Source organism: Flavobacterium sp. FlaQc-57 (assembly GCF_044007395.1).
Classification (GTDB): domain Bacteria; phylum Bacteroidota; class Bacteroidia; order Flavobacteriales; family Flavobacteriaceae; genus Flavobacterium.
The window spans coordinates 365180-391472 of the sequence record NZ_JBIPDA010000004.1 but is presented as its reverse complement, the minus strand read 5'-3'; the positions used below and the strand labels follow the sequence as shown (position 1 = coordinate 391472).

Genomic DNA, 26293 nt, shown 5'->3' with positions numbered 1-26293 from the left:
TCATTTTAAAGTTACATACACTAAATCTGTGCTTCTTACAACTCCTATAAGCTCGGTGTTTGCCGTTTTTGAAATTTTACCTGCAATTCTGCTGGGAATTCGGATATTAAAATCAGAATAAGAAATTGGAAAATCAGACGTTATTTGAATTCCGTCTCCGATTTTTTTAATCAAAGCGCTGACAACGATTTCCTTCGATTTTCCTTTTAATATAAGTTTGCCTTTTATTTGATATTCTTTCTCCTGTTCGTTTATATCCTTTAAATCAAATTTTTCAATTTTGCCTTTAAAAACGGCTTTAGGATAACGATGACTTTCCATGTAATTTTCGTTAAAGTGATCTTGCATCATATCTAACTTAAAACGAAAATCTTTAACAATAACAGTACAAATAAATGTACTTGTTCTAGGCTCTAAAACAATTGCAACTTGTCTGTTTACAGCTTTTACTTCCTCAAAAAATGGTACAGAAGCTTCAAAATTTATTGTTCCTGTATTGGTGAAAAATTTATCCTGAGCAAGCAAAGAATACGCTGTAAAGAGCAAAATAAATAAAGTAGATTTTTTCATAATCGTCAATAATTAAACAATTATGTCAATCGATTTTCTTGTTTTAAGAAGAGAAAAAAAACTGGACTTAATGTAATAGCGTAAAAATCGAATGGCAGTACTCCGTGAAAAGGTGATAACCAAATGCTTGTACTTAAAGTTACGAAAATTTACTGCTTTTAGTTGCTGCTTTTATGCTAAATATTTGTGAAAAGTTTTTTGGTGTAAGAGATAAAATGTTGTCTGTAAAATGATTGATCTTGGAAACTTATAATTATCCTTTTACTTCAGTACAAATCTCTATTAAAAAACCATCGATATCGCGCACATACGCTACAATTTGTCCCCACGGTTTTTGCTTTGGCTCGGTAATTAATGTTGCGCCTTGTGCCATTGCATTCTGCACTAATTCTTCGACATTATCAGTTATAAACCCAATTTCGATTGCAAAAGGTTTATTTTCTAATTTGCTTTCAATAAAACCTTCTTTTAAATTTTGATTTGCCAGATTTTTTGATGCAAATGAAAGTGTTGTTTCACCAGTGATTAATTCTCCATAATCATTATCCGGACTTATAAATTTTCGCGAAAAACCAAATGTATTTTCATAAAACACAATTGACTTTTCTACATCTTGCACATATAAAATTGTATATCCAAACTTTACCATTTTACTTTATTTTAATTTGATGAAATCTTTAACTAATCTCCAAAAGAACATTGTACTGATCGAGACTTGCTAAATCTTCAATCGAATTGATATTGGCTAATTTTTCGTGTTTGTCGACCTCTTTTTTCAGCTCAATATGTATAATGGCTTTTCTAAAACGGCGAACTTCTTCAAGACTTGATAAAATAAGTCCCGGAACCTGAACACTTTTACCTTCACTGTCTTTGGCAACCATTGTAAAATAAGAGGAATTACAATGCTTTACTACACCAGTCTGAATATTTTCGGCCTCAACACGAATACCAACAATCATAGAACTTCTTCCCACATAGTTTACTGAAGCTTTCATGGTAACTAATTCTCCAACTTCAATTGGTTTCAAAAAATTTACTGTATCAACCGAAGCCGTTACGCAATAGTTTCCTGAAAATTTTGAGGCACTCGCAAAAGCAATTTGATCGAGTAATTGCAAAATATAACCTCCGTGAATTTTGCCGCTAAAATTGGTATGTGACGGTAACATTAATTCTGAAATACTTATTTTTGATGAAGAAACGGGTTTAAAATCTGTAGTCATATTATTTATATTTAAATGGGGAATTCTCTTTTTGGACAGCGGTAATAAAAAAACGGGAATCACCCCACCAGCTGAATGTTTTATATCGCTCAACGTATGTCAATTTCACATACTGCCCCTGAAGTTGATTCAAATCGTCAATTACTTTTTTATCACTATCCAAAACTGAAAATCTAAAGATTTGCGATCCTGAAACGCCCTGACTTAGTTCTCCTTCCCAGGTTTTCATCAGAACACCTTTATGGCTCAATCTGATCAATTCTCCAGAGCGATATCCTTCACTATAGGGAACATAATAAATAAAGGCAAAATAGATTGTAAAAACAAGAACACAAAGGGCGGCAATTATTAATAAAACTCTTTTCATAAAATCTTAATTTAAAGATTGATTTTCATCAGAATTTGAAGCTCTGGCCACTATATTTTCCGGAAGTGCTTTTTTTGCTTTGGCTCCCATTTTCTTTAATTTTTCGACACTCGAAATCAGGTTTCCTCTCCCGTCTACCAATTTACTCATGGCACTTTCGTACTCGGTTTTGGTATCTTTAATTTTATTTCCAATTCTAACTAAATCAGATACAAAACCTTCAAACTTATCGTATAAAGCTCCGGCTTGTCTGGCAATTTCAAAAGCATTTTCTTGCTGTTTCTGATTGGTCCACATGCTATCGATTGTTCGTAAAGTCGCTAATAATGTTGTTGGCGTTACAATGACAATATTCTTATCAAATGCTTTGTTGTATAAAGCTGGGTCATCATTTAATGCGATTGCGAAAGCGGGTTCAATTGGAATAAAAAGTAAAACGAAATCAGGACTTTCTATTTGGTACAAATCATGATAATTTTTGCTTCCAAGTTGTTCTACGTGTCTCTTAATTGAGTTTACGTGCTCTTTAAGGAAATCTATTTTAAGAATCTCAGATTCTTCGTTGATCCATTTTTCGTATGCTACTAAAGAAACTTTCGAATCGACAATCATTTTTTTACCATCTGGCAAATTGATCACAACGTCTGGAAAAACTCTATTACCTTCATTATTGGTAAAACTTTGCTGCACTTCGTATTCGCGTCCTTTCTCTAAACCTGATTTTTCTAAAACGCGTTCCAAAACCAACTCTCCCCAATTTCCCTGCATTTTACTATCACCTTTTAAAGCTTTAGTCAGGTTTAAGGTTTCCTTACTCATTTGCGCATTCATTTCACTTAAACCAACAATCTGCTGACGTAAAGCGGCGTGATAATCGATGCTTTCTTTGTGTGTCTGTTCTACTTTTTTCTCAAAGCCTTGAATTTTATCTTGTAATGGTAACAAGATATTTTTCATGTTTTCACTATTCTGTTCTGTGAATTTAGCCGATTTTTCTTCGAGAATTTTATTCGCCAGATTTTCAAATTCTTTAGTGAATTTTTCCTGCAACTCTGTTATTTCATTCTTTTGCTCTTTATGGCGTTCCCACAAATTCTCAAAATCGACTTCTTTCTTAGAAAGCTGAATTGCTAAACTGTCTTTTTCTGTTCGAATATATTCTTTTTCTGAATTGATCGAATGCACTTGTTTTTCGAAATTTCTTCTTTCATTTTCAAATTGCTCCTTTTGCAGCTGAAGCTGATTTACATTCGCATTTAATCTTTCTTCAAGACTTACTTTCTCTGATTGAAATCTGGCAGAAAACAACAACTTTCCTAAGTATATACCAACAAATAGTGCGATAGCAAAAGCAAACAAATAGGGAAGGAAATCGAACATAACTAGTTTTTTTATTAAGTAAAAGTACGCAATAATACGTAGAAGAAAATCTTAAAAATTGAAATATCACGAATTAGTTCTGATTTGGAACTAAATAAAACATTAAAAAAAAATCAAATAAAAATATTTTTCACGCAACCATTTCAAAAAGAATGCATCTAGTATAATATAACCTAATTTAAAATTTTATCATGAAAAAATTAATGTTAAGCTTGTTTATAGCTTTTGGATTTAGTGCTTGCTCTCTTAATAATGAAGATGTAAATACTGATTGCGGTGCAAGTGAAGATATGGCTTTTACAGGAATTCCACTTTTATGTTCTTACAGTGCTAAAACATTATATACTGAACCAACTGTTCTTTTAATTGGTTCTGAAGAGCGATTGCTTACTACTTTTACACAGAATGACAACACTTGCCCAAACAGCACAAATACACCTATAGATTTTACAAAAGATGCTTTGCTTGCTCTTTTTGCAGGTGTTAAACCTACAAGTGGATATTCTATAAAAATAGCTAGTATTGTACAAAACAAGTGTGATATTTTGGTCAACTATTATGAAAAAGCACCTCAACCTGGTGAAGTTGTAACGGGAGGAACAAGTTACCCTTCAGATTTTATTTTGATTCCAAGAACTTCAAAAGCAGTATTTTTTAAACGCATCACACCAGAAACAACGAACAATATTGTAATTGGTAGTTTTAATAATCAATGTACAGGTGCTGATTGTCAAAAATTCTTTCAAATCAATGATTTTAATATTTTGAAATTCCAAAATGTTGTGGCTGGAGGATATGATTTTAAACAATACAGATATACTGCTGCAACTAAAAAAGGAGATTACACTTTATTCTTGCAAAATGTACCGGCTGAAATTTTAAACTTAGACGGAGAAGCTAAAACTTACGGAACGCCAAATGAAGCGAATCATGGTGGTGTTTATTTTGAATTACGTCAAGGTGCAACTATTACTAAAGTCACAATTGACAATGTAGATACTGCTGATCAAAGTACTGAAATAAAGGCTTTCAAAAAAGCGATTCAGGATAAAATTACAAATCTAAAATAATCTAAATTATGAAAAAGCTATTCTTACTTATTGTTGTGTGTTGTCTTTTTTCAAGTGCATATTCGTTAGAGTCAAATACTACGAATTCTGGTTTGATAATAAACACATGGATTTGGGAAAAATCAATTGGAGGAAACAGTAATCCTTACACGGCAACTCCCAAAACGATCGGATTCAATAAAAAAGTTGTTTTTACAAATAATGGAAGAGTAATCACCTATAAAAACAATGTTGAAATTAGAAATAGCACATATACAATAGAAAAAGGAGTCGGCTTTTTTGACCAATTAGAACACGACTTAATTACTTTTGAAGGGAAGACCTATGTTATAGAAAACATTGACAATCAAAACCTAACAATTGTAAGCAATAACCCAGATGCGTCTCGTACTATTTACAAAAGATAGTTTTATAAGCTTATAAGACCTATTTTTGCCAAACCAAACAATACCACTTTTTGAAAGACGATTTAGAAAAATACATTCGCCTGTGCATAAAAAATGACAGAGAGGGACAACTGAAAATTTATCAGTTGTTCTCTCCTGTTTTATATGGTATTTGCCTAAAGTATATGAAAAATGAAGACGATGCGAAAGATGTTTTTCAAGAAGCATTTGTCATTGTTTTTCAAAAAATCAGGCAATATAAATTTGAAGGAAGCTTTGAAGGCTGGCTAAAACGTATTTTCATTAATAAACTTATTGAAACCTTAAATAAGAAGAAAAAAGAAAGTTTCTTTTTGGATGTTTTTGATCCCGATACAGATTTTATTGAAGAAGAAGAATTAGACGCTATTCCGATAGAACAAGAAAAATTATTAGAATACATTCGAGACTTACCTGATCAATACCGAACGGTTTTTAATTTATATGTTTTTGAAAAAATGAAACATAAGGAAATCGCTGAATTATTAAAGATCTCTGAGGGAACATCAAAATCAAACTTAAATAGGGCCAAGCACATTTTGCAAAAAAGAATACTGAGCATAAAAAATTTTAAAATAGCATGAAAAAGCAAAATATAGAAGATATTTTTTCATCAATGGAAGACTTTTCAAGTGTTCCGCCTCCTGAATTATGGGGTCAGATTGAAGAAAAATTAGACAAACCAAAAAAGAAAAAAAGAGCTATTCTTTGGTGGTCGGCTGCTGCATGCTTATTACTAGGCTTGTTACTCCCTTCTGTTTTACATTTTAATTCTACATCAGGAATCAAAACCATACAAAATAGCGCTGTAGAAAATAATAGCGTTGTTCTTGATGAGAAAAAAGACAATTTAAATACAAACAAAGCAATTGCAGATCCTGAAAATAATTCAGAAAAAATTACGCCTGAACAAAAATCAATTGTTGTTGATGACAACAACTCTTCTGTAAACAATACAAATCAATCTGATAATTCTAAAGAAAATCAAAAAACGGCAGTTGCTTCTTCTGTTAAAGAGAATAGCTTTAAATCAAAGCCTGCTAATACTTTTAATTCGTCTTCAAAAAATCCAGTTTTAAGTAATGATATCAAAGCGGCCAATAAAGCTTTAGCCGAAAAAACTTTTAATTCAGGCAAAACAAATTCATTCAATTCGAATTCAAGAAATAAATTGTCCAATTCTATTTTTGAAGATAAATTGACATCTAAAAACGGTAACAATATTGCATTCAATTCTTCGAACTCATTTTTGAACGAGAATCAGAAAGCGACAGACAAAAATGCTGTAAAACAAAAGAACGAGAATGTATTCCCAAGTAAAGAAATTGCAAGTAATCAAACCAGTAATTCAAAATTTAAAGATGTTTTAAGCAAACAAGATTCTGTACAATTGGCAGAACTTCAAAATTTAGAAAAAGGTATTGTAATAGCTGAAAATCCTTCAGAGAAGAAAAACAAAGCTACTTCGAAAGCTGAAAAATGGGCTGTTGAAGTTTTTGCCGGAGTTGCAAATTCTGAAAATTATAAAAATGACAAAACTTTAGGCAACGTAAATGAATCTAAACAAGGAAGCACTTACGGAGTTAAAACAAAATATAAAATCAACAAAAAATGGGCTGTTGGTTCTGGTTTTAAAATCAATGAATTGGGTCAGAGTATTGCCAATATATCTTATATGGGCACAAAAAATACTGCGTTATTAAGTTCCAGTGACTATTTTAATCAAAACATTACAACTGCCACTCCGCAGATTAGTACCAACTCGGGCTATGTTTTCGTTTCAACAGTTACGACAAATGCGTTAAAACAAAACAACATTCAAAGTAATAATATTCAGACTGGAAACTTAGATCAAAGTTTACGATATGTCGAAATGCCTTTGGAGGTTTCGTATGCTATTTTTACCAAAAACAAAGCAAGTATCAATTTGAATACAGGAGGTTTTGTAGGTAAATTGATTTCTAATAATATGGCTCTTGACGGAAATTCGATTGGTGAAAATGTGAATGCAAATGATTTTGTATATGGTTCAACTTTAAGCAGTACAATACAATATCGCGTATACAAAAAAACAAATGTTTTTGTTGAACCTGCAATGAATTACTATATGAATCCATTAAACAATCAGTCTTTTAATCAATTTCAATGGGGATTAAATTTCGGGCTGAATGTTTCTTTTTAGCGTTCTTTTTATAGTAGTTTTGCAACAAACAACTTCGGAAACATTCGCATAAATGACATTCAACAACAATTGGATTAATCCAGATTCATTACCCAAAGAACTTATTATTGCTAAAGAATCTATCTACGATTCTTGTGGTTTTGAGTGTACACAACCTCAACAAGAAACAGAAAGCAGCGATTACGATGCCTATGTTTTTCAGTTAAACCAAAAGCATATTTGTTATAGATTGGCTAAAATTACACCAACAAAAACGGGTCAGTTTGTAACTTTATGGAAACGAAACAAATCCGGAACAATTGAACCTTTTGATTTTTCAGATGCGATTGATTTCGTTATTGTAAGTGTTCAAAAAGAGGATTTATTGGGGCAATTCGTTTTTCCGAAAGCTGTTTTATTAGAAAAAGGAATCTTTTCTACGGCAGCAAAAGAAGGCAAAAGAGCCACAAGAGTTTATCCGCCTTGGGACGAAACAACGAGCAAGCAAGCGCAGAAAACGCAACAATGGCAGCTGCACTATTTTCATCAAATAACACCTGATTTGGATTTAGATAAATTCAAAGTTTTATTTTAAAAGCATATCATTTTTAAACATAAAAAAAGGCAGTTCAAAATTGAACTGCCTTTTCTGTTTTTTATTTTCTACTTATTTTTTGATGATCTTTCCTTTATAAACCACTTTATTATTTTCTGTCAACGTATAAACATATATTCCGGATGGTAAATAATTTACCGGAATTGCCGTTGTGCTAAAATCTTGCGATGAATTTACTTCAATAGGATTTCCAACTAAATGCCCTGTAATATCATAAAGTTTAAACTTTAGTTCTTTGTCATTGCTGGTTTTAACAAGAACATTGACAACATCTGTTGAAGGATTAGGGAATGCTTGCACAAAATACCCGTTTTTAGTTTCAAAATCAATTGTAGATAGATTATCTGCCTTTAAGTTAAAACGTGCAATTACTGGTCCGTGGTCAGAAGTTGTATTGACATAGTCAGCGATATCTGCTCGTGGATCATATACGGCAATCGAATTTGAGATATACTGATCGTTCAATTCATTAGAAATCATAATATGATCTAAAAATCCGCTAGAACTTAAGTAACTAAAAGCACCAGCCTTACTAATTTCTAAAGTAAGTGCAGTATAATTAGCCGTATCATCAACAAACATTTTATAAGAAGAAGGATTTGGCGTAATTACTGATGCTTTAACATCATCATTATAATCGCCTAAAATGATTAAATTAGAATTTGGATAATATTGATCTAAACTGTCTTTTAATACTTGAGAATCGTATTTACGCATGTTGTATTTACTTATATCAGTTCCGCTATTGGCACGTGCATGAATATCAATCAGATTGATTTCTTTTGTAACTCCGGCAATATTCGTTTCAATTTTCACCATATAAGGCAAACGTCCTGATGAGAAGAAACTTTTACTATTACCACCTGGATAATTTGGTAAAGTTGTTGTTCCTGCTTGCACCTGATCGTATAAATCCTTAAACATTACACGAGTCTTTTTTACAGTTGTAGTTTTAGTATTATAAAGAACAACTAATTTTTGAGGCGGAAAATAGGGATCTGGTACTGTCTCAAAAGAATAAGACCATGATGTTGAGATTGTTTTATCAAATGTTTTTCCGTTAATGCTTATCTTGTCTATCAAATCTTTTAGAGACTGTTCGTCTGAAACTTCCTGAACTACATAAACGTCAGCATCTAGTTTATTCATTACTTTGGCAACATTTTCAACTTGTAGCCCATTATTTGTTGGGCCAAATTCTACATCTTTAGCATCTTTTACTGCAGTACCAAAGAACTCTAAATTGTAAGTTACAACATCAAACGTATCTGCTTTTGGTATAGAAGAACCTGTGAAAGACCCGATTTGTTGATTAATAGAACTTCCTGCTACTGTTAAAACTCCAGAAATGGTTAATGCTTTTACAGAAGGTGCAAATCTTGCATAAATTGTTTTGGTTGCTAATGCATCAGCCGCTGTAACCACAACACTTGACTGAAATACACTATTGTCTAAAGATAATTGATAATCTGCAGGAGCTGTAAGTGTAATATTTCCCTGTCCTTCGGCCTTAAGAGTAAATGTTTGACTTGCAGAAACTGCATTAACATTTACATCTCCAAAATCTAAAACTGGTTTTGTGTCAATGTAACCAGGCTCATTAGTAATAGATATATCATCTAGTGACCATTCGGCAGCATTGTTTAATCCACCAGCTGTTGTGGCATAAACCCACGCCAAATATGTATGACTTGTTTTGTAAGCGTCTAACTTAATAAATTGAGATTTTGTGTATGTTCCCGTTGTAGTTGGAAAATTACCATTAATCTCTACCCAAGTAGCATTTTCAGGATTGCTTTTACCATCATAATCAGTAGAAACCATTAATTTTAAATTAGCACCTGCGTAAAACTTTCGGGAATAAAACGAAAGCAAAGCAAATTTGTCAAAATTCTCTAAATGTAATTTTGGAGAAATCAACCAATCTTTACTCGCTACCGTATCAGAATATCCATTTATCAAAACAGCTCCAGTTCCAGAATTTACATTTCTTGTAACTGTTGTTGCTGCCCATTTGTTTACAGGCCCTGCTAAATCAAATTGTGTCCATCCACTATTTGTTAAAACATTTAGATCGTTAAAACCTTGCTGATAAGCATTAATTCCAACTCCGCTAAGTGTTACAATTCTAGTAGGTCCGCCAGTTGTTGCATGCGCTATTTGTCCTGAAAAACCAGTAAGAGCATTTGGTGTAAACTTTACATAAACCGTTGGTGTTGCATTTGAAGCTAAATCAACAACAGTAAAAGTTACAGAAGAACCAAAAGTAGTATTGTCTTTGGATATTGAAAAATTTGCCGTTGAAGTTAAAACTACATCATTCGTAAGGTTTACAGCCTGAATTTTATAACTTAAAACATCTGACGCAAAATTAGACTGTGAAAAACCTAAATCTAAAGAAGCCACTGAAGGAGATACTAAAGGAGTTGGAACACTTGCAGTAGTAGCATCAACTTTGTTAATTACAGACTGAATGTTTCCGTAAGGATCTTCAGAAACAGAAAAAACAGAATATGAAGTTCCTAAACTTAATCCTGCGAAATTTTTAACAACAGCCTCAGCTGGATTTGTAATATCTAAAAAACCAGACTGTAAAGCAGCTGTTCCGGTTGCATTTTGACCGGCTTTTAATTGTGGAACTGTTGGTTGTGCACTTCCTGACGGTACTAAAACGTAATACGTTTTTGCTACTTCGTTTAGTTTGTTAGAAAAATCAAAACTTTCGCCATAAATATTTTCTGCTTTTGGATAACCCGAAGCTGCAATTGGTACAGTAACATCGCTTCCAATTACAATATTATCGATTGCAAAAGAAGGTCTTGAACCTCCTCCAGACTCTTGTTTTGAAATCCATCTAATTTGAACTAAGTCTTTGTTTTCACATTCAACAGGTAAAACAACTGTTATTGTTTTCAAATTTTGATCTGCTACCCCACTTAGTTGATTATCTGTATTATTTTTATACGCCGTATCTAGTAGATTAATAAAAGGGGCATTATCTCCAATTCTATATTGCAGAATCATTTCATTGATTCGTGTATTACCAGTTTTTGGAGGCACGTCGTAAGGATTTCTAATCGTAATTGCGTCATACTGAACTTTAATATCTGTTTGTCCAATACTTGAAAAAGCAAACCCAAGTGCAAAATTAAATGTTCCTGTATTTAGAAAACCTATTTTTCCGCCATAATTATAAAAGCTTCCTGCACTATTTGCCGCATCTTTACCCGCAATTATTGTTGCATTGGCAGTTAAAGTAGCATCTGTAATATATTGAGTTGGACCAGAAACATTTGCTCCTGCAACCCATCCTTGAAAACCTGGCAAAAAGCTGGTTGCCTCGGGCGTTGCATCATTTGGCCAAGTATCAAATTTTTGCTTGTAAGGCAATGTTTGTTTTGCTGGCATTATTATCTGAGCAAAAAGACTCCCAGAACAACAATAAAAAAAACTTAATAAAGCCATGAGATGGCGAACAGAGTAATTGTTTTTCATACGTTAAAAAAAATAAAGTTTTTAGAAATCAAATTTATGTCGTTTAAAGTTAAGCGAATATTGCGAAAACTTAAACTTATTGTATTTCATTTTATAAACATTCTCTAACAAAACTCAATTTAATTCGGTATTAATTTAAAAATCATCAGGCATATATCGCCTTTACAAAATTATATACTATTGTACGAATTAACGTAATTAAAAAATTTAATAAAACAAATCTTATAATTAATTTTATTAAATGTAATTTATGTAACAAAAAAAGCCATCTCAAATCGAGATAGCTTTTAAATTTTAAATCTAAGTATAAGAAACTTAGCAAAATCCAGAATAGTAAAAAACATCACTCATCTAGTTTCATGTTCCCTCTATCTTCATGATTATCCGGATGTGAATTTGGATAACGATTTGGAGCAACATCAGAATTTCTATCTTTATTTTCAACCGTTTTCTGTGCTTCTTCATCTGTAGCAACACCTCGGTTGACGTTCGGATTATTTGGATCTATTTCATTTGAAATTTCTACAATCTTTTCGTTTACATTTCGTGCCCGATCAACAATTTCTTTATTTCCAGCGGCATCAATTACTATTTCTTTTTTAAGTTTTTCAGCATCTAATTCTGTATTATGAGAAACATTTTTGCCTTTCACTGTATCGTTATCTTTTTGCGTTCCATTTATCTTCTTAGAACCTAAATTATTATTTTCCATGACGTTATATTTTTCATTACTATATAATATTACGAATTTTAATACGAAGAAATAAGTTCTTTAACATAGCTTTTGGTTTAAATGAGGATTTCTAAAAATCCAAAAAACATACGAATCAAAATCGTCATCACTTTACATTGTACACCATTAATCAAAACCTTATTTTTATACGTAACTCTAAAATCAAGTATTATGAATTTTTTCAAAATCAAAACGAGCTGGTCAAATGCCGAATTTTCAATAATAAAACTCTGTATGGCATCTGCCTATATTTTAATTGGAAGTTATTTTCATGATTTTTTCAAAGATTATTATACACCGCTATTAATCGTTTTTGGAGTAACTGTAATCTGGTTTGTTTATCTATGGTTGACAAAAATGAAAAAGGATAAACAGGAATAGTTTAAATTGGTTTTACTTCTGAAACAAAACTATCTTTGCATTCTAAAAAATACAATATGCATCGCCACTTCATTCTTTTTAAACCTTACGGCTATTTGAGTCAATTTATATATGAATTAAAAAGGAAGAAAAAACTTTTAGGTGAATTACACGATTTTCCGCAAGGTACGATGGCAATTGGAAGGCTCGATGAAGATTCTGAAGGATTACTTTTATTAACCACCGACGGAAAAGTAAGCGAACAAGTAAGAAGTAAAAAAGTCGACAAAGAATATTATGTTCAAGTCGATGGCATCATAACTCCGGAAGCCATTGAACAATTGCAAAAAGGTGTCGAAATTGGCTTTGATGGCGGAAAATACATCACCAAACCATGTTCTGCTTTTATAGTAAACGATATACCTGATTTTGGCCCAAGAGCCAAGAAAATACGAGATGAACGTCACGGCCCCACTTCCTGGGCCTCGATAACGGTGAATGAAGGAAAATTTCGTCAGGTTCGTAAAATGACTGCTGCAGTTGGCTTTCCAACATTACGATTAGTCCGTGTTCGTATAGGAAATGTATATTTGCAGAACCTAAAAGCCGGAGAAGTTCTAGAAGTTCTAGATTTTAAAGTAGAAAATTAATTAGATAATGTGTCAATTTGAAAATTAGATAATTTAAATAATTCTCAAATAAACGAATAAACAAATAAACGATAATGCTAAACGTTGTTCTTGTTGAACCTGAAATACCAAATAATACTGGAAATATAGGACGATTATGTGTAGGTACCGAAAGCCGTCTGCATTTAATTCATCCTTTTGGTTTTGTAATTAATGATAAAAACCTGAAACGTTCAGGTTTGGATTATTGGGTACATCTTGATGTTACTGAATATCAAAATATCGAAGAATGGATTCAGCAAATTCCAGATCAATCACGTGTTTTTCTGATGAGTTCTCATGCTGAAAAATCATACCTGGAAACTGATTTTCAAGATGGAGACTGGTTGGTTTTTGGAAAAGAAAGTGTTGGTTTAAGCGCAGAAGTTTTAGCTCGTTTTGAAAATCATTTAACGATTCCGATGTCGAAATTAATTCGAAGTTTTAATATTGCCAATTCGGTGGCTTTTGTGATTGGTGAGGCGAAGAGACAGATTGGGTTGAAAGTTTAATTGTCAAACCGGTTTCCTGCAAGGTTTCTTAACCTTGTAGGATTGGCAAATCGAAATTTAAGTAATTACAAACTTCCCTTTTTCAGCATCAAAAGTAATATGTTCGTCTTTGAACAATGTTGCGAAACTACCTTTCGAAATTAAGTTACAAGGCTCGTCCTGAACTACTAAATCTGATGTCATAATAATCATTTCATCACTTAACTGAATTGCCAAATCGATATCGTGAGTCGAAAATAAAATACATTTTTGAGTTTCCTGAGTCAATTTCTTAAGCAGTTTAAACAGTGAAACTTTGTGTAACAAATCAAGATGTGTTGTAGGCTCATCCAAAATAATTAATGGAGTATCTTGTGCTAAAGCTCTTGCAATTAGAACTTTTTGCAATTGTCCGTCGCTGATTTCAAAATGCTTTTTCTGAGCCAAATGTTCGATTTGAGTCAATTCTAAAGCTTCCTGAACTTTCTCAATATCTGTTTGGTTTAAAGTTCCAATCCAATTTGTGTAAGGCTGACGTCCCAATGCGACTAACTCAAAAACAGACAAATTACTCGGCGGAAGTTTCTCGGTTAAAACTAAACTTAAATTTTGAGCTAAATCTAAGGGCTTAAAACTATTTATATTTTTATCATTCAAAAAAACATTCCCTGATAGCGGCTGCTGAATTCCAGTAATCGTTCTTAACAAAGTCGATTTTCCAATTCCGTTTGCACCTATTAATGAAATCAGTTTTCCTGAAGCTAAATTCAAATTTAGATTTTCAGCAATGGTCACAATCGATTTCTTGGACTTATAGCCAATAGTTAAGTTTGAGGTTTTTAAAATAATTTTCATTTCTTTAAACTTGCTGATTTTTTTTGCCACAGATTTAGATGATTTAAATGATTTAAAAATCTGTGAGAATCTTTTAAATCTGTGGCTAAATTATTTTACTGAAAATTTCTTTTTCTCATTAGCAAATAAACCACAACCGGCGCACCAATTATAGATGTGATTGCATTGATTGGCAATGTGGTGTCTAATCCCGGTAATTGTGAGGCAATATCACAAAACAGCATAATTATTCCGCCATAAAAAAAAGTGCTCCAATATAAGATCGCGTGATTACTGGTTTGAAAAGTTAGCTTTGCAATGTGCGGCACGGCTAAACCAATAAAAGCAATTGGACCCGCAAAAGCGGTTATACTTCCGGCCAAAATACTCGTTGCAAATATGATAACAAGTCGTGCTTTTTTATAATTTAAACCCATACTTTTTGCATAATTTTCGCCAAGAAGTAATGCATTTAAAGGTTTAATACTACTCGCACTCAAGAGCAAACCAAAACCCACACAAACAGCCAAAATAGAAATAGACGTCCAGGAAAGATTTCCAAGACTTCCTAATGACCAAAAAGTAAATTTCTGTAACTGTTCTGCCGAACTAAAATAGGTTAAAACACCCACAATAGCGCTGGTAAAACTGCCAAACATAAGTCCTACTATTAAAATCGCCATTGTATTGCGCAACTTTTGTGCGACTAATAAAACGAGCATCAAAACCGAAATACTTCCTAATGTCGACGCAAGCACAATCCCGTATGGAGATAACAAAACTGAATTTAAAAATGACGGTAAAAAACCTGCGCCCAAAATTACAATTGCTACAGCTAAAATAGCTCCTGAACTCAATCCTAAAACATCAGGACCTGCCAGCGGATTTCGAAATAATGTCTGCATCAACAATCCGCTGATAGCCAATCCAACACCAACCAAGATGGCTGTAATTGCTTTTGGCAGACGATAATTAATAATAATGTATTCCCAAGTTGTTTTGCTTGCCTGACCGCCTGTTAAGCTGGTATAAACTTCTTTGAACGGAATGGTGATCGATCCTAAACTAATGTCTAGAAAAAACATGAACAAAAGTGCTAAACCGAGTACTGAAAACAGGATTATATTTCGCTTTTTATTTATCAATGAACTTAGTTTAATTTAGACGCAAAAGTAAATTCATAGCTCGGTAAAAGATCAGGATGAAAAATCTTAATATAATCTTTTAAAACTAAATCCGGACGGCTTGGCGCCAATTCATAATAAACAGTTCCACCGGTTGCTCCGTATTTACCTTCGAATGTGTACACATTTTTGTTTTTAAAAGCATCAAATTGACTGTAATGCGGATTCGCTTTTTCTACTTCTGCCAAGCTTTTAAATGAACCCGAAGCAATCCAGAAATTTGCAGATTTTGCTTTAACCAATATTTTCTCAAAAGACAAACCTTCGCTTCCGGTTCCTTTCAAATCTGCCCATAAATAATTGGCGTGCGCATCTTTCATAAATTGTGCCACCCAACTATTTCCTTTAGCAACATACCAAACATCTTCATACATAGAACCGTATAAAACTGTCGAAGTTGCAGGTTTATCAGCCACCAATTTTTTAGCCTGATCGTAGCTCAAAACAATTTTATCAAATAGCTCTTTTGCTTTATCTTCTTTGCCAAATAAAGCTCCATAAAGCTTAATCCATTCTGCTTTTCCTAGTGGAGATTGTTCCATCCAATCGGCTTGAATCAAAACACTTAATCCGCTTTTCTTTAAATTATCTAACGCAGGGTTATTATTATCTACTCCAAATGTCACAATTAAATCTGGCGATAATTCTATAAGCTGTTCAATGTTTAATTTTTCATTCTCCCCTACATTTTTTACAGAACCTTTATCTATTAAAGCTCTGGTTTTTTCTGAAGAAATATAATCGGTATGAGGAAAACCAACTAATTTATTTTCAACTTCCAACATTTCTAAAAACGGAATATTTGTAGTCGAAGTCACAACAATAGATTCTAAGGGAACTTTTATTGTAGTATATGATTTTAGGCTATCCGGAACTTTGGCATCTTTTTCTTTTAAGACGTAGGTGAATTTTGCATTGGCATTTGGCCACGGTTCTGTAACTGTTACAATTGAGTACCCTTCTTGTTTTACAATAGAAAGTCCTGAAGCGTATTCGATACTGTTTTTGGCAATTTCAGATTTTCCGACAACTGTAGTTTCATTTTTTTTACATCCGACAAGAAGAAAAAAAGGTAAAATAAAAATCAATTTAGGTAGTAAATGTCTCATATATAGGTTCTATAGTTTTTTAAAGGAAATTCGTTTCGTTTATCTTAATTATGGCATATAATTTGAATCTTTTAAAATTCAAATTTACATTTTCATTAATCGCAAAGGTAACGCAATTTCTATTTTTTTTGTCTACCTTTATTCTTACAAAACACAACAAATACCATATTTGCCCCATGAATACCCTAAAAACAAAAAACTGCTCGAGTTGTGAATCTTCATTTAGTTGTGGAGATATTTCCGAAGAAAGCAAATGTTGGTGTAATGACTTCCCTCCTATTTTTAACATGTCAGAAGGAGGAGATTGTCTTTGTCCAGTTTGCTTTAAGGAAGCTTGCGAAGATAAAATTGACGCTTATGTTGAAACACTTACTCCACAAAGAGCACTAAAAAACAAAGCAATATCTTTGCCCAAACAAGAAAAATTAATAGAAGGAATTGACTATTATATTGAAAACGGAAATTACGTTTTTAAACCCTGGTTTCACCTTAAACGAGGAACTTGCTGCGGAAATGATTGTCGTCATTGTCCGTATTAATAATTATGAATTATAAATTGTTAGTTGTTAATTATGAAAAATAACATTGTAAAAAATAAGACTTTCAATTTTGCTATTCGAATTGTCAAACTATATCAATATTTATGTACTGAGAAAAAAGAATTCACTCTTTCTAAACAACTTTTAAGATCTGGAACAAGTATTGGCGCAATGGCGCGTGAGGCAGAACATGCCGAAAGCAAAAATGACTTCATCCACAAATTTGCAATTGCTCAAAAAGAAGCCAATGAAACAGTTTATTGGTTAGAATTATTAAAAGCTACTGATTATTTAAATGAAAAAGAGTTTGAAAATATTTCCAATGATGCAATTGAAATATTAAAACTAATAACCAGCATCATTAAAACCACTAAAAATCAAATCAACAATAAACAACCTCTTCTTAAAATTAACAACTAACAATTTATAATTAACAATTAACATGATTTACTTAATTACCGGAGGCGAGCGTTCAGGAAAAAGCAGTTATGCTCAAAATCTGGCTTTAGAACTTTCAGATTCTCCAATTTATGTAGCAACTGCCAGAAAATGGGATTCCGATTTTCAGAATAGAATTGACCGCCACCAACTCGAACGCGATGAACGCTGGACAAATATTGAAGAAGAAAAACATTTAAGTAATATTGATTTTTCGGGAAAAGTAGCTTTGATTGACTGTGTAACACTTTGGCTGACTAACTTTTTTGTTGATACAAAAAATGACGTTTCTTTAAGTTTAGAAGAGGCAAAAAAAGAATTTCTATCAATTGCCAATCAAGAAAATGCAACATTGATAATTGTTACCAATGAAATTGGAATGGGTGTTCATGCCGAAACTCATATTGGAAGAAAATTTACTGAATTGCAAGGCTGGATGAATCAGTTTTTGGCATCGAAAGCAGATGAAGTGGTTTTGATGATTTCTGGAATTCCGGTTAAAATAAAAGGGTAGCAATTGCAAAAATCAATTGCAAGACCAAAAAACCATAAGAAGGAAATTCTACTATTTAAATTCTAAATTCCAATAACGTGAAGTATCTTTACATAAATCTTCAATATTGTAATTGATTTTTGTAACTGACATTGAAACTTATGAGCCATTTAGACGATATTTTAAAATCCCGACGCGACACTCGACATTTTACAACTGATAAAGTTCCTGATGAAGTAATCCAAAAAGCATTGCAAGCGGGACATTGGGCACCTTCGGTTGGACTTACAGATGCCACGAGATATTATATCATTAAATCTGAAGAGGTTAAAAAGGCTGTAAAAGATCTATTTTTAGATTACAATAAAAAAGCGGAGGAACTAACTGATAATCCGGAACAAAAGGAGCGTTATAAATCTTTGAAATTGGAAGCGATTGAAGAAGCTCCAATTGGACTTATTATTGCTTACGACCGATCTGTTCTCAACCAATTTACGATTGGAACTGTAGGAAGTAACGAAGCCGTAAAATTTAGTTCAGTTTGTGCTGCACAAAATATCTGGCTTTCGCTTACTGAACAAGGTTACGGAATGGGCTGGGTTTCGATCTTGAATTATTATCAATTTAAAAAAATACTTGATTTACCTGAAAACATTGAGCCTTTGGGTTATTTTTGCATCGGAAAACCAGCAACAAATTATGACAATCAGCCAATGTTGCAACAGCTGAATTGGAAACAAAAATCGGAAACTCCTGATTGCAAAGAGATAAAAAATATATCTGAGAATCCTATTTCAGACTTTCCTAAAAAATCTCAAAATAGAGAAATAACGAAAAGTGATTTCAATACTCTTTTACAAGAAAAAATTGATTCTAAAACCAAACCTATTGGCGCTTTAGGAACTTTAGAAACATTGGCGTTTCAGATCGCAACGATTTTTGAAACTTTAAATCCAAAAATAATAAATCCAAATATTGTCGTTTTTGCAGCTGACCACGGAATTGCAAATCACGGCGTAAGTGCCTACCCGCAAGATGTTACGCGACAAATGGTTGGTAATTTTCTTGATGGTGGCGCGGCAATCAATGTTTTTTGCAAACAAAATAACATAGAATTATCTATTGTTGACGCAGGTGTCAATTATGATTTTCCAACAAATGCTAAATTAATTAATGCAAAAATTGCCAAAGGAACGCAATCATTTTTGCATATTCCTGCAATGAGCGAAACTGAACTGCAATTGTGTTTTGAAAAAGGAAAATTGATTGTTGAAGAAATTGCCAAAACAGGTTCAAACTGTATTGGATTTGGCGAAATGGGAATCGGCAATACCTCAACAGCATCTGTTTTAATGAGTCTTTTTACTGGTTTACCAATTGAAGAATGTGTAGGGAAAGGAACCGGAGTTGAAAACAATAAATTACTCGAAAAACAAAACTTACTTAAAAAAGCTATCGAAAACTATTCTGGTCCAGCCGAATTAAAAGAACAACTTGCCTATTTTGGAGGTTTCGAAATTATACAAATGGCAAGCGGAATGCTAACTGCTTTTGAAAATAAAATGATTATTTTGATTGACGGTTTTATTTGCAGTGTCGCATTTTTAATTGCTTCAAAAATAAATCCCGATATTATAAAAAATACTGTTTTTTGTCATTGTTCTGCTGAACAAGCACATCAAAAACTACTTGATTATTTACATGCAAAACCAATTTTAAATTTAGATTTACGCCTGGGCGAAGGAACGGGCTGCGCAATAGCATTTCCAATTTTGAAATCAGCTGAAGTTTTTTTGAATGATATGGCTAGTTTTGAAAGTGCGGGAATTAGCAGGAAGTAAAAGCTCTGTTTGTCATTAAAAAAGCAAGTTTTTTTCGCAATCTGTATCATTTCGACGAAGGAGAAATCACATTAGAAACTCCGCACAAATGGTCGCCAATCTTTATCGAATTACGGGTCTAATTTCTCCTTCGTCGAAATGACAAAACAAATAAATTTTATATCAAAATCAATGAAAAAAGAACTACATATCTTCTTCACTTCTTTAATGTTTTATACTAGAATTCCTTGCCCAAAAAACATTGATCATCATCCTGATTATTTAAATAAGGCAACACGTTATTTTCCTTTAATTGGGTGGATTGTTGGAAGCATTTCTTTTTTTGCATTCTATCTTTTTTCTCTTTTTCTATCCACAGAAATAGCGGTAATTTTTGCCCTTGTTATTTCTGTTCTTACAACCGGAGCTTTTCACGAAGATGGTTTTGCAGATGTTTGTGATGGTTTTGGCGGTGGATGGACTAAAGAAAAAATCCTGATCATTATGAAAGACAGTGCCATTGGCGCTTACGGAGCAATTGGTATTGTTTTATTATTTTTACTGAAATTTAAATTACTATCTGAATCGATTTTGATTTTTAAGATGGATACTTCTATTTCAATTCTTCAAGTTTTCCTTTTATTTATCTCTGCACATGCTTTGAGCCGATTGGCAGCAATTTCGATAATTTTTACACATGAATATTCCAGAGATGATGCTACAAGCAAAAGTAAACCTATAGCAAAAAATCACACCTGGAAAGAGATTTTAGGTTCATTTTCTTTCGGATTAATTCCATTATTTGTTTTCTCTTATTTTCATTATCAGTTTCTTTTTGCAATTGTTCCGGTTTTTATTACGCGTTATTTTTTAGCTCGATATTTTCAAAAATGGATCGATGGTTACACAGGTGATTGTTTGGGTGCAACACAGCAAGTTTGCGAAGTAGTTTATTATTTAAGCATTCTTTTTATATGGAAATTTATCTAGTACGCCATACTGAGACCATTTGCGAAAAAGGCATTTGCTATGGACAATCTGATGTAGGGTTAATGCAGCCCTTTGAAAGTATTTTTGAAAACATCATCTCGCAATTACCCTCAGAAATAGTACTTTTTTCCAGTCCGTTAAAACGTTGTGTTATTCTGGCAGATTATATTCAAAATAAAACCAACACCGTATCATTCGAAAAAGACGATCGATTAATGGAAATGGATTTTGGTGATTGGGAAATGAAAAACTGGAATGATATTCCTCCCGAACAACTTAATCCGTGGATGGAAGACTTTGTCAATATTACTGTTTCAAACGGTGAATCTTTTGTAAAATTACATGAAAGAGTTGGAGGTTTCTTATCTGATATCATTTCTAAAAACACAACAAAACCAATTGTTGTCGTTGCTCACGCCGGAGTAATAAGAAGTATATTATGTCATCACACTTCATTACCACTAAAAGATGCCTTTAACAATAAAGTAGATTTTGGACAAGTCATCAAAATTGAGGCTTAAAGACGTTTTTGTTTAGAATTTGATTTAAAAAGCAAAACATATTTGAAAATTCGACAATTTTAACTTTATCTTTGCACGAAATTAAGGTTGTGTTATAATTATAAAAAAACACATTAAAAGGGAATCAAGTAGAATTAAAAATCTTGAGCTGTACCCGCAACTGTAAGCTTTGTTCTGAAAAGAATGCTTGTTGTTATCTACAAAACCACTGCTCGCCCCGGCGAATGGGAAGGTAAACAACAAGACGCAAGCCAGGAGACCTGCCTTTGTAACTAATATCGAGCTCTCGGGAAAAAGAGTGTAGAAATTATGACTTTAAATAAACGTTTTGCTTTTTTCTTATTGCTATTGTGCCAGATTATTTCGGCGCAGAATGACTCTATTAATAAACTTAAAGAAGTTGTAGTTTCAGATGCCAATCTTAAGAAATACTCCAACTCTCAATCGGTTCTAAAACTTAATGATTCTGTTATTAATAAGAATGAGGCTCTACTTACTGATTTATTAAACTTCAATTCTACTATTTATTTTAAGGAATATGGACGCGGAATGCTTTCGACAGTTGCTTTTAGAGGCACAACCGCATCGCAAACAGCTGTAATCTGGAACGGAATCAATATTAATTCGCAAATGAACGGAAGTACTGATTTTAATACGATTTCAGGTTCTGATTATAATTCGATTAGTGTAAAAGCCGGTGGAGGAAGTGTACTTTACGGAAGTGGTGCAGTTGGCGGAACTGTGCACCTTAATAATGATTTAGGTTTTTATAAAAGATTCGAAAACAATTTAAAATTAGATTATGGCAGCTTCAATACTATCGGAATCAATTATAAAACTAATATTTCGAACGAGAAATGGAGTGCGCAAATTGGTTTTTCTAAAAACAGTTCGACTAATGATTATAAGTATTTAAACCAATACAATTGGAAAGGTGAACAACGCTGGAACCAAAACGGACAATATGACGTCATTACAATGAGCGCGAATGTTGGTTACAAATTCAATGCAAAGAATAGCCTGAAATTATACAGTCAAACTTCAAATACTGATCGAAATACGTCTTTATTATCAGAATCGGAAACTAAAACACGATATGTAAATGGCTTTAACCGAAACTTATTAGAATACGATGGCGATTTTGGCAAATTTACCACCAATTTAAAAGCGGCTTATATATTCGAAAACTACCAATATTACCCTAATAACGCTATTAATTTTTTCACCTACGGAAAGACGGAAAGCATGATTACAAAAGCAGATTTAGGCTATCAGCTTTCTAAATCGACACAAGTAAATGCAATTCTGGACTACAACAGAACTAAAGGTTACGGAAGTGGTTTTGGTGATCATATTAGAGAAATTAGCTCTGCTGCTTTATTAGTAAAACAAGATCTTTCAGCAGATTGGAAAAATGAATTTGGTATCCGAAAAGAGTTTACAGATAATTACGAATCCCCTGTTTTATTCTCACTGGGATCTTCTTATCAATTTAGCAAATTGTACAATTTAAAATTGAATCTGTCCCGAAATTTCAGAATTCCAACTTTTAATGATTTGTATTGGGAAGAAGGTGGAAATCCGGACTTAAAACCCGAAAGTTCTTATCAGGCAGAAATTGGTAACGTTTTTACTTTTAAAAACATTTCGCTTACACAGACCTTTTATTACATGAAAATAAAAGATCTATTGCAATGGGTTCCTGGGAATAACGGAATTTGGTCGCCAAAAAACACAGATAACGTTAATAGCTACGGTGCAGAAACTTTACTAAGCTGGAAAAAACATTTTGGTAAAAACTACTTTGCTGCAAATGCCACTTACGCCTACACCATTTCTAAAGATGAAGAAACTGAAAAACAGCTCTTTTTTGTACCCTTTCACAAAGCAACGGCATCTGTTTCTTATTCTAGAAATAACATTTCTGCTTATTATCAATTTATGTATAATGGTTTTGTTTACACCACAGGCGATAATAATCCAAAAGACATTGTAAATGATTATAACGTTTCGAACATCGGAATCGATTATGATTTTAAATTTCTCGATTCTTTCAAACTTGGATTCCAGGTATTAAACCTGTTTAACAAAGCGTATGAAAGTCTGGAGTACAGACCTATGCCGGGTCGCAATTTTAATATGTATTTAACCTTAAAATTTTAATATAATGAAGTTTAGCAAATTATTTTTAATAGCACTTAGCGCCTCGTTATTTGTTTCTTGTTCAAATGATGATAACGACGATGCTCCAAAAGGAGTTTATGATAATGGTTTCTTTGTTCTGAATGAAGGAACTACACAAGGTTCTGTTTCGTTTTCAAGTAATGATTTAACTTCTTTTACTAAAGACGTTTATTCGACTGTAAATGGGAATGATATCCTTGGGAAATTTGCCCAAAATATCTTTTTTAGCGGAGACAACGCTTATATTATTTCTGGTGGCGCCAACAACATTACAGTAGTTAACCGTTATACTTTTAAGTTAATTACAAAAATCGAAACTGGTTTAAAAAACCCAAGATACGGAGTTGTTAAAGACGGTAAAGCATATGTTACCAACGCAAATACGTATTCATACGAAAATGCAGCAACAGGAAATACAGATGATTATGTTGCGGTAATTAACCTGGCAACTAACACTTTTGAATCTAAAATCGATTTGAATTCTACTGCTAACAGAGTAGTTTTAGAAAACGGAAAACTTTACATCACAGATTCATATAATGACAAATTATTGATCGTTGATATCGCAACAAAAAAACTGGACGCTCCTGTACAAATTGGTCTTAACGCTGATTGTATTGAAGAAGAAAATGGCGTTTTATACATTTTAAAAGGAGGTTTTGGAAATGCCAGCGAACTTGTAAAAATAAAAATAGCAGACAAAACAACTACTAAAGTTACTTTTCCTGAAAGCTTAAGTGGAGCCGGATTCATGGATATTGAAGACAACAAAATTTATTACACAGTAGGAAGTTCTGTTTATGCGATGAACCTAAATGCTACCGCTGCATCAACAACTGCAATTATCACAACTCCTGCAACATATATATACGGATTCGCAGTTAACGACGCTCGTATTTATGTTGCTCAAGGAAACTTTACGTCTGATGGTAAAGCTTACATTTATAATTTAACCGGAGCATTACAAAAAGAATTAACTACCGGTATAGGAACAAACGGTTTTTACTTTAATGATTAATATCATTATTGTTTTTTAGAAGTAGTTTTTGGATGAGACATTTCTAATAAAAAAGGCTTTCATTTCTGAAAGCCTTTTTTGTTGTTTTTATTTTAATGATCTTAAAAGTCCTTCGGGAGCTTTTTCAAGATACATTTGATTCTTAATTCCACTCATTCCTTTAGAATCTGTAAAAGCTTTTAAAGCAACACCTTTATCCAATTGCACTTTTTTAGAAGTTGCTCCTGTAATTTTAGAAATCGCAACATTCAGCAATGGTTCAGATGCATCACCTAAAACACCCAGATTCGTTATACGTTCTAATTGCTCAAAAGTTGGTGGCAAACCATTAGTATATTCACCAAAATCAGCCGAATTCACAATTTTTAAAACTAAAGGTTGCATCGCATATTTATGATTTGGATTTCTTCCTGCTTTTCCAAAAGTTGGAGAATCATATATTGTAATAGAACCTACATTTTTACCAACCGTTGTCTCCCCTATTTGAGTCACAGAAATATAAGGCGCTAAACCATTTATAACTAATTCACTTGCCGAAGCGGTTCCGCTAGTTGTTAGAATATATATTTTAGTTAAATTTAAACTGTTAATCGCAGCTCCATCCATTTTATCTACAAACCTATTATTTAGCGATTCAGGATCATTAATTTCAAAATAGCCATTAATTTTTGCATTCCATTTTTCTTTAGCAAAAATTTTAGTGGTAAACTGCCCTGTAATCATACTTGCTAAACGTGTTGCCGTTTGTATCGAACCTCCTCCGTTATATCTTAAATCTAAAACAAAATCAGTAATACCTTGTGCTTTTAAATCTGCAAAAGCAGCATTAAGCTGTGCGTCATAATTAGCATAAAAGCCGTTATACATTAAGTAGCCAATTTTATGACTTCCCGAGGTAATTACTTTATTAATAAAAATAGGATTTTCGTCTAAAATTGTTTTTACAAGTGCTACAGATTTTCCGTTCGACTCAAAAGCCACAGTGGTTGCATTAAAGTTAACCATATTTAATGTATAACTATCAGCTGCCAAAAGTGATTGATAATTAGAAACCGTTAATTGTGTTCCATTTACGGCAGTAAAAAGATCTCCACGTTTGATATCTTTTTTAGAAGCATCAGAATTAGGAATTATATATCGAACATAACCTACTAACTCTGTGTTACTGTTTGGCTTATAACTCAATCTAAAATCTACTCCATTATTTTTTGAAGTTCCCTGTAGTTCCTGCTCTAAAACCGTATAATCATCAACAAGCCAGCTAAAACGATCAATCGCTTGTCCTTTTGGAAATTTGCTAATTGGTTTATTCAATAAATCCTGAAACAAATCTTCCGGTTTAGAATATCCTCTTAAAAAAGAATTTAATGCTTCCTGATTATTAAAACGAGTATCTGCCAAATTAGGAACATCGGCTTGCCACAAATAATATTGGTTCAAACCTTTCCAGATAAAATCATCAACTTGTAAAGCTGCCGGAGACTCCACATCGTCTTGATCTTCGCAGGATTGCAAAGAAAAAGCAAGTAAAAATAATAACAGTACGTTCTTAAATATTGTTTTCATATAGTGGTATCTATGTAGTATTAACGTAAAAATAG

Annotated in this window: 27 protein-coding genes and 1 riboswitch; of the genes, 16 read left to right on the top strand and 11 right to left on the bottom strand. The window is 32.8% G+C overall.

Annotated features, from left to right (window positions below; all coding sequences use genetic code 11):
• From ACHRVZ_RS15205 to rmuC, 5 genes are all read right to left on the bottom strand, one after another.
• Window positions 1–570, bottom strand: coding sequence for a YceI family protein (locus ACHRVZ_RS15205; protein ID WP_395423494.1), 570 nt, complete (start codon window positions 568–570; stop codon window positions 1–3).
• Between the two features lie 253 nt (window positions 571–823).
• Window positions 824–1219, bottom strand: coding sequence for a VOC family protein (locus ACHRVZ_RS15200; protein WP_395423492.1), 396 nt, complete (start codon window positions 1217–1219; stop codon window positions 824–826).
• 28 nt (window positions 1220–1247) lie between these two features.
• Complete coding sequence (locus ACHRVZ_RS15195; protein ID WP_395423491.1) at window positions 1248–1796, bottom strand: acyl-CoA thioesterase; 549 nt, start codon at window positions 1794–1796, stop codon at window positions 1248–1250.
• A 1-nt stretch (window position 1797) separates the two neighbouring features.
• Window positions 1798–2163, bottom strand: coding sequence for a 6-phosphogluconate dehydrogenase (locus ACHRVZ_RS15190; RefSeq protein ID WP_395423489.1), 366 nt, complete (start codon window positions 2161–2163; stop codon window positions 1798–1800).
• A 6-nt stretch (window positions 2164–2169) separates the two neighbouring features.
• A complete protein-coding gene (gene rmuC / locus ACHRVZ_RS15185; protein WP_395423487.1) occupies window positions 2170–3543 on the bottom strand; it encodes a DNA recombination protein RmuC in 1374 nt (457 codons plus the stop codon).
• Window positions 3544–3734: 191 nt separating this feature from the next.
• Here rmuC and ACHRVZ_RS15180 point away from each other — a divergent pair, with 191 nt between their 5' ends.
• Genes ACHRVZ_RS15180 through ACHRVZ_RS15160 form a run of 5 tightly spaced genes read left to right on the top strand, consistent with a single transcriptional unit; the run spans window position 3735 to window position 7794 of the window.
• A complete protein-coding gene (locus ACHRVZ_RS15180; protein ID WP_395423484.1) occupies window positions 3735–4613 on the top strand; it encodes a protease complex subunit PrcB family protein in 879 nt (292 codons plus the stop codon).
• Between the two features lie 8 nt (window positions 4614–4621).
• Window positions 4622–5020 (top strand): hypothetical protein, encoded by a 399-nt coding sequence (locus ACHRVZ_RS15175; RefSeq protein WP_395423482.1) that lies wholly within the window; start codon window positions 4622–4624, stop codon window positions 5018–5020.
• A gap of 50 nt (window positions 5021–5070) precedes the next feature.
• On the top strand, window positions 5071–5622 hold the full coding sequence (locus tag ACHRVZ_RS15170; protein ID WP_395423480.1) for an RNA polymerase sigma factor: 552 nt from the start codon (window positions 5071–5073) through the stop codon (window positions 5620–5622).
• Window positions 5619–7220, top strand: a complete 1602-nt coding sequence (locus ACHRVZ_RS15165; protein WP_395423478.1) for a hypothetical protein — start codon at window positions 5619–5621, stop codon at window positions 7218–7220. The genes ACHRVZ_RS15170 and ACHRVZ_RS15165 overlap by 4 nt, the downstream gene beginning before the upstream one ends.
• Window positions 7221–7272: 52 nt before the next feature.
• Window positions 7273–7794, top strand: coding sequence for a MepB family protein (locus ACHRVZ_RS15160; RefSeq protein WP_395423476.1), 522 nt, complete (start codon window positions 7273–7275; stop codon window positions 7792–7794).
• 72 nt (window positions 7795–7866) lie between these two features.
• Here the strand turns inward: ACHRVZ_RS15160 and ACHRVZ_RS15155 are convergent, their stop codons facing one another.
• Window positions 7867–11223, bottom strand: a complete 3357-nt coding sequence (locus tag ACHRVZ_RS15155; RefSeq protein WP_395423475.1) for a choice-of-anchor J domain-containing protein — start codon at window positions 11221–11223, stop codon at window positions 7867–7869.
• 430 nt (window positions 11224–11653) lie between these two features.
• Complete coding sequence (locus ACHRVZ_RS15150) at window positions 11654–12022, bottom strand: hypothetical protein (RefSeq protein WP_395423473.1); 369 nt, start codon at window positions 12020–12022, stop codon at window positions 11654–11656.
• Window positions 12023–12214: 192 nt separating this feature from the next.
• Here ACHRVZ_RS15150 and ACHRVZ_RS15145 point away from each other — a divergent pair, with 192 nt between their 5' ends.
• From ACHRVZ_RS15145 to ACHRVZ_RS15135, 3 genes are all read left to right on the top strand, one after another.
• Window positions 12215–12424: a hypothetical protein gene (locus ACHRVZ_RS15145; protein WP_395423472.1), complete on the top strand. Its 210-nt coding sequence runs from the start codon at window positions 12215–12217 to the stop codon at window positions 12422–12424.
• A 56-nt stretch (window positions 12425–12480) separates the two neighbouring features.
• Entirely contained in the window at window positions 12481–13053 is a 573-nt protein-coding gene (locus tag ACHRVZ_RS15140) for a pseudouridine synthase (protein ID WP_395423470.1), read from the top strand.
• A 74-nt stretch (window positions 13054–13127) separates the two neighbouring features.
• On the top strand, window positions 13128–13583 hold the full coding sequence (locus ACHRVZ_RS15135) for a tRNA (cytidine(34)-2'-O)-methyltransferase (protein ID WP_395423468.1): 456 nt from the start codon (window positions 13128–13130) through the stop codon (window positions 13581–13583).
• A gap of 57 nt (window positions 13584–13640) precedes the next feature.
• On the opposite strand, the gene ACHRVZ_RS15130 is transcribed toward ACHRVZ_RS15135, so the two are convergent.
• The 3 genes from ACHRVZ_RS15130 to ACHRVZ_RS15120 form a co-directional block, all read right to left on the bottom strand.
• Window positions 13641–14417, bottom strand: coding sequence for an ABC transporter ATP-binding protein (locus tag ACHRVZ_RS15130; RefSeq protein ID WP_395423466.1), 777 nt, complete (start codon window positions 14415–14417; stop codon window positions 13641–13643).
• 95 nt (window positions 14418–14512) lie between these two features.
• Window positions 14513–15481 carry an iron chelate uptake ABC transporter family permease subunit gene (locus ACHRVZ_RS15125; protein ID WP_395423464.1) on the bottom strand — a complete coding sequence of 323 codons (969 nt, stop codon included), beginning with the start codon at window positions 15479–15481 and terminating at the stop codon, window positions 14513–14515.
• A 65-nt stretch (window positions 15482–15546) separates the two neighbouring features.
• The gene (locus ACHRVZ_RS15120; RefSeq protein WP_395423462.1) at window positions 15547–16689 is read right to left on the bottom strand and encodes an ABC transporter substrate-binding protein; all 1143 of its coding nucleotides are present in this window, start codon (window positions 16687–16689) and stop codon (window positions 15547–15549) included.
• A 176-nt stretch (window positions 16690–16865) separates the two neighbouring features.
• Here ACHRVZ_RS15120 and ACHRVZ_RS15115 point away from each other — a divergent pair, with 176 nt between their 5' ends.
• The 8 genes from ACHRVZ_RS15115 to ACHRVZ_RS15080 all read left to right on the top strand — a co-directional run bounded on the left by ACHRVZ_RS15115 (window position 16866) and on the right by ACHRVZ_RS15080 (window position 24692).
• A complete protein-coding gene (locus ACHRVZ_RS15115; RefSeq protein WP_395423460.1) occupies window positions 16866–17228 on the top strand; it encodes a DUF5522 domain-containing protein in 363 nt (120 codons plus the stop codon).
• A 33-nt stretch (window positions 17229–17261) separates the two neighbouring features.
• On the top strand, window positions 17262–17648 hold the full coding sequence (locus ACHRVZ_RS15110; RefSeq protein ID WP_395423458.1) for a four helix bundle protein: 387 nt from the start codon (window positions 17262–17264) through the stop codon (window positions 17646–17648).
• A gap of 22 nt (window positions 17649–17670) precedes the next feature.
• On the top strand, window positions 17671–18180 hold the full coding sequence (gene cobU, locus ACHRVZ_RS15105; RefSeq protein ID WP_395423456.1) for a bifunctional adenosylcobinamide kinase/adenosylcobinamide-phosphate guanylyltransferase: 510 nt from the start codon (window positions 17671–17673) through the stop codon (window positions 18178–18180).
• A 140-nt stretch (window positions 18181–18320) separates the two neighbouring features.
• Window positions 18321–20000, top strand: coding sequence for a nicotinate-nucleotide--dimethylbenzimidazole phosphoribosyltransferase (gene cobT, locus ACHRVZ_RS15100; RefSeq protein WP_395423454.1), 1680 nt, complete (start codon window positions 18321–18323; stop codon window positions 19998–20000).
• 171 nt (window positions 20001–20171) lie between these two features.
• Complete coding sequence (locus ACHRVZ_RS15095) at window positions 20172–20969, top strand: adenosylcobinamide-GDP ribazoletransferase (protein WP_395423452.1); 798 nt, start codon at window positions 20172–20174, stop codon at window positions 20967–20969.
• Entirely contained in the window at window positions 20954–21490 is a 537-nt protein-coding gene (cobC, locus tag ACHRVZ_RS15090) for an alpha-ribazole phosphatase (RefSeq protein WP_395423450.1), read from the top strand. Before ACHRVZ_RS15095 ends, cobC begins: the two co-directional genes overlap by 16 nt.
• Window positions 21491–21557: 67 nt before the next feature.
• A riboswitch (cobalamin riboswitch) is annotated at window positions 21558–21773 on the top strand.
• A gap of 26 nt (window positions 21774–21799) precedes the next feature.
• Window positions 21800–23653 (top strand): TonB-dependent receptor plug domain-containing protein, encoded by a 1854-nt coding sequence (locus ACHRVZ_RS15085; protein WP_395423449.1) that lies wholly within the window; start codon window positions 21800–21802, stop codon window positions 23651–23653.
• Window positions 23654–23657: 4 nt separating this feature from the next.
• Window positions 23658–24692 carry a YncE family protein gene (locus ACHRVZ_RS15080; protein ID WP_395423447.1) on the top strand — a complete coding sequence of 345 codons (1035 nt, stop codon included), beginning with the start codon at window positions 23658–23660 and terminating at the stop codon, window positions 24690–24692.
• Window positions 24693–24779: 87 nt separating this feature from the next.
• Here the strand turns inward: ACHRVZ_RS15080 and ACHRVZ_RS15075 are convergent, their stop codons facing one another.
• Window positions 24780–26258 (bottom strand): S41 family peptidase, encoded by a 1479-nt coding sequence (locus tag ACHRVZ_RS15075; RefSeq protein ID WP_395423446.1) that lies wholly within the window; start codon window positions 26256–26258, stop codon window positions 24780–24782.
• Window positions 26259–26293 lie beyond the last annotated feature (35 nt).